Here is a 4,062-nt window from a genome sequence, read left to right on the forward strand (position 1 = left end):
TTTCTGGCGACCTTCTCCAGCCTGCGCAATCTCTTCGTTCCATCTCACCACCAACGGTCCGCGATCAACATTTACCTCCACCGCATCAACGCTTTTTCACAATGGAAACAAGCCGCTATGCTTGACGCCTAAAATGCGTCTGGAGAAAACTATTGCGGCCAATTTCAGGTTAAGTTGATAGCGTCCTCAATCAGCCAGCTGTTCAGCTCGGTTTCACTAGCCTTAAGGCGCGTTGCTGGCTGTCAGTGTGGTCTTTGTCAGGTACGGCGATGGACCATGCTGTGTTGAAGGCCTGGTCTGTTGAGCCCTGGCACCAGGAAAGACCAATTGCGCCCAAATGTGTCCAGCCGATGCCATCACACATCTGGGCCCAACGTTTTGCCGGGAAGGCTTCCAGTTTCTTCAAAAGGCTTAAATCAGAGCTATTGATCCGGCTTTGATTTTCTTCGCCCCCTTCCACACCAGCAGAGGCGATCCAAAGTGGCTCACTGGCATGAAGGCCTTGCCATACATCCACTGGCGTGAGGCCTTCTCCCAAGTCAAATGCTCCAGGTTTTGATGTGTCCTGATCAACCGCCAATTTCAACGTCTCCAGATCCAGCGGAAGCAGAACCACCACATCCAACAGCGTCGCCCACTCGGCATACTGCACGACTATTGACGAACACGGATCCAGATCCCGCTGACATGGAACGAGGATGAGGCGGACAATTGCCGCAACCATGCGGGATAACGCCGTCACCGACACGCACCACAGCAATAGCATTTACAAACACATCAGGGCTTCCAGCGGACGACGGCGTAGGCGGAAAGCACCCATGGCCTGCGGCGATATCGCCTTTTCTATATGCAGCTGGCATTAAGCGCCCTCAAGAATGATCTTCGTTATAGACTTGTATGTAAGTTTTGGCACTTGTTAAAGTCCAAAACACGAAATCGGATGCTTCTTCAAAATCATCAAAAATTGCGATTTCCTCTTTGAAACCGCTATTCATTTTAAATACAGCAAACTTCTCATCCTGACGCCCACACAATAAGACTAGCCCGTTCATATCAAAATAATTATCACTATTTGTAATTTTATATCTATGAAGTGGGATATTTTTTACTTCCAAGGCAACATTGAGCATCTCAATATTTTCTTGAATAGACAGTTCATCAGGTAATTTTTTTTCAGGCTTTACTTCTTCATAAACTGAATAATATGTTTTAGCTTCACTTTCGAATTGCGTCAGACTCCAAAAGAAATAATTCAGAGCATCTTCTTCATTTTTAAACTTGCAGATATCTGATATTTCCCCCTGTTCGACACCGAATACTTCAATATAATCATTATCTCCGTAAAATAAGACTGAACTAGAGTATTCATTTATAAATTCAATCCTTTCTGTAGCTATGACGTAATAGTCTTTAATGCCGAATTTTTCGAGACTATATCTAAGCTTTTCGTGTTTTTTTATATTCTTCGAATTAATCATCGCCAACTATTTCCCTTTAATTCTTCAAGGTATTTCTTTTTCAACAGCTTCTTTAGTGGCATTTGGGACTGATATTGAGTTCCTCCTCCAGGTTGCCCAAACCATGGAGCTATTTCGCCTTGTTTCATGGGTAATGGTTTAATCACTTTAAATAGTCTTGGTTCTCCACTTGGTCCATTGCCTGCCATTGCTCTTTGCTCAAATGGAGTTCCTGGAACAGAAAAATAGTCCCCGTTATCACCACCATATCTATCAATAAGTCTACCCTCTGGCAAAACCACCTCATCATATTTTCCATTTAAAAAACCACGTGGGTGTAGTTTTCCTGTATGGGGATCTGGGGTTACTGCATTTGGCCATTTTGTAGATCCATCTGGTCTGGTATAATCAGGCGGAACTCCATATTTTTCAGCTGTTTCTAACTGCTCTTTGGTGAATTTTCCATCGGCTTCCGAGGGACGGTTAGTAGAGGAAGCTGACTCATTTCCTCCACCTTTGGGCTCTTCTACAACAGGAGGCTTTTCTTTAGCTCGGCTAGCAGCATCATCAGATTTCGACCCGACGCCAAGCTTATCTTCGTCTAGTACTTGGCGAATAATGCCATCATTAATGTCCGCATCTGGCAGGTCAATTTCAAGAACTTTACCACTGTCCGGTATGGCCTTTCCCGCTTGATGTAGGACACGAACGACTACACGGCTTGCAACGGCACTCACGCGGCGTGCAACGATTTTTACACCGAGCATCCACCAGTTGCGGCTGCTAGAACAACATCTAAAGCCAACTCAGCGGCAAGAAATGCACCGTCAACCTGAAGTTTTCCGTAAGCGACAAGCAAACCTTTTCGCGGAAATCTTGCCAAAACACATCCCAGCGCTTTATGCAATCCTCTCCAATTGAGGTAATGAAATCACTGCTGGCGTTAAAGAGGAATTTTTCTGGGTCTGTATTAAGAAAGGCATCCCCCGTTGAGTGCCATTGCTTTGCTGTGTCGTCGTAACCCGTGGCACCCGCAATTTCCGCAAGACCTTTGTGCCAATAACCTAATGCTGTAGCTGCCGCATCAAGTGGGCTCGTATTCTCCCACCATGCAGTTCGTTCTGATCTTGCAAGAAGATTAGATAGATAACTCCCTGCCGTTTCTGCAATTGCTTTCCGATACTCTTCTGTTGGTCCGTCAAGAACCCCTGCAATTACTCCAAGAACCTGCAGTTCAGCGCACTTGGCCATCGCTTTTTGATAGATGTGTTCGCCAAGATCTGTTTTTACTTCAAGCAAAAACTGGCCCAAAGGCATGTCTATGTACTCAGAGCCGCGCATGATTGAGCTAGCCTTGACCCCGCTCGATGCTACACCACTCGAAGGTGCCGAAGTTCCTGTCATTATCTTCGAGATCCTTCAAACTTATATTGATGCAGAAAGAATTTATCGAGGTAACGGGTGTGGTTTTTGTGTATAGATTTAACGTGCCGTGAGGTGCCCCCCATTTGCCCAATACCAAGACCGGTAGAAGCGATCGATTGGGCGAGAAGAGTGAGCATTTCCTTATGCTCTGCTCCCATCGCACCATCACGTGTTACTTGAATTAAGCGCGTAACTATTAATCGTTGCGCTTGAGGGGAAAACATTAGATCATCGGCAGACTTCTTTGGTGATAATGATAGATCGGCTTCAAACTTTTTTCGAACTTTATCACGAACTGTTCTGCGTATTTTAGCTCTTGTGGCCCACTCAGCTTCTCCGTAATTTGTCATATTACACCTCAGTTTAAGTTGATTTTGCCAGCCTTCATGGTGATCGAGTTCTTTGCCTCAATATTGATCGTTTCCGATGCCTCAATGGTGATTTGCTTACCAGAAACATTGATGATGCCTTTTTCCGACATCAGAATTTTTGAGTCTCCAACCGTGATTTCATAAAGTTTGCCAACTACGGTTGCTTTGTTTTGTCCAACTTCTTCGTATGACCCAATTCCGATAGACTGGTTGTGAATTCCTCCAACAACCAACTGATAACCTCCGCCAACAGTGGTCGCTTTGCCTGCTCCTACCACCTCAGTTGACGACACCATCACAGTTTCAGCCTTATTCTTGCCAACGCCGATGACAAGATTACCTTCACCCATATTGAGGCCGAACTTGCCGAGCGTTCCGGCGATGCCTCCGATCTTTTTACCGAGCGCTTTCTCAACTGACTTAAACTTCTCGGTGACGAATTGCTGTAGCTTGTTGGGGCCAACCATGAGCGTCATGTTGCCGCCAATTACCTCGTGATGGCTGTTGCCTACTTCAATGGATTTGTTGTGGCCGACGCTCTCTGACTGGTTCACATCGACACGCTTGGCGCGGTTGTTTTCAACGTGAATGTCCTGATCCTATTGAGCATGAACATAGATCTGCTCCTGGCCTGCCTGATCTTCAAAACTGATCTCGTTAAAGCCCTCGCCTTTATGGCTGTCGGACCTGATGGCCATCTTGGTCTTGTGGTCGGGCAGGGTGTAAGGAGACTTATTGTTGTTGTGATACGTCCGCCCCGTAATAATCGGCTGGTCGGGGTCGCCTTCCAGGAAGTCTACGATGACTTC

6 protein-coding genes and 1 pseudogene are annotated in these 4,062 nt (G+C 46.0%); all 7 read right to left on the bottom strand.

The features are described 5' to 3' along the window. Positions 1 to 202 precede the first annotated feature (202 nt). Positions 203 to 625: a hypothetical protein gene (locus tag BMZ51_RS23165; RefSeq protein ID WP_153039328.1), complete on the bottom strand. Its 423-nt coding sequence runs from the start codon at positions 623 to 625 to the stop codon at positions 203 to 205. Continuing rightward, the gene (locus BMZ51_RS23170; RefSeq protein WP_074882394.1) at positions 570 to 860 is read right to left on the bottom strand and encodes a PAAR domain-containing protein; all 291 of its coding nucleotides are present in this window, start codon (positions 858 to 860) and stop codon (positions 570 to 572) included. Before BMZ51_RS23170 ends, BMZ51_RS23165 begins: the two co-directional genes overlap by 56 nt. Positions 861 to 869: 9 nt before the next feature. Then, positions 870 to 1,478 carry a hypothetical protein gene (locus BMZ51_RS23175; RefSeq protein WP_068009437.1) on the bottom strand — a complete coding sequence of 203 codons (609 nt, stop codon included), beginning with the start codon at positions 1,476 to 1,478 and terminating at the stop codon, positions 870 to 872. Then, positions 1,475 to 2,224, bottom strand: coding sequence for a TNT domain-containing protein (locus tag BMZ51_RS23180; protein WP_068009436.1), 750 nt, complete (start codon positions 2,222 to 2,224; stop codon positions 1,475 to 1,477). The genes BMZ51_RS23175 and BMZ51_RS23180 overlap by 4 nt, the downstream gene beginning before the upstream one ends. Positions 2,225 to 2,252: 28 nt before the next feature. Continuing rightward, positions 2,253 to 2,861 carry a hypothetical protein gene (locus BMZ51_RS23185; RefSeq protein ID WP_139201475.1) on the bottom strand — a complete coding sequence of 203 codons (609 nt, stop codon included), beginning with the start codon at positions 2,859 to 2,861 and terminating at the stop codon, positions 2,253 to 2,255. Next, a complete protein-coding gene (locus BMZ51_RS23190; protein ID WP_068009434.1) occupies positions 2,861 to 3,232 on the bottom strand; it encodes a hypothetical protein in 372 nt (123 codons plus the stop codon). The genes BMZ51_RS23185 and BMZ51_RS23190 overlap by 1 nt, the downstream gene beginning before the upstream one ends. Before the next feature lie 8 nt (positions 3,233 to 3,240). Next, positions 3,241 to 3,951, bottom strand: a pseudogene (locus BMZ51_RS23195) (bacteriophage T4 gp5 trimerisation domain-containing protein). Positions 3,952 to 4,062: the final 111 nt, after the last annotated feature.

It is taken from the genome of Pseudovibrio axinellae, from assembly GCF_900110875.1.
Taxonomy (GTDB): domain Bacteria; phylum Pseudomonadota; class Alphaproteobacteria; order Rhizobiales; family Stappiaceae; genus Pseudovibrio; species Pseudovibrio axinellae.

What these genes read in the sequence shown, in the direction of transcription:
- BMZ51_RS23175 (WP_068009437.1), bottom strand. Translation starts at nt 1,478, where the DNA reads ATGATTAATTCGAAGAATATAAAAAAACACGAAAAGCTTAGATATAGT.
- BMZ51_RS23170 (WP_074882394.1), bottom strand. Translation starts at nt 860, where the DNA reads ATGCCAGCTGCATATAGAAAAGGCGATATCGCCGCAGGCCATGGGTGC.
- BMZ51_RS23185 (WP_139201475.1), bottom strand. Translation starts at nt 2,861, where the DNA reads ATGACAGGAACTTCGGCACCTTCGAGTGGTGTAGCATCGAGCGGGGTC.
- BMZ51_RS23180 (WP_068009436.1), bottom strand. Translation starts at nt 2,224, where the DNA reads ATGCTCGGTGTAAAAATCGTTGCACGCCGCGTGAGTGCCGTTGCAAGC.
- BMZ51_RS23190 (WP_068009434.1), bottom strand. Translation starts at nt 3,232, where the DNA reads ATGACAAATTACGGAGAAGCTGAGTGGGCCACAAGAGCTAAAATACGC.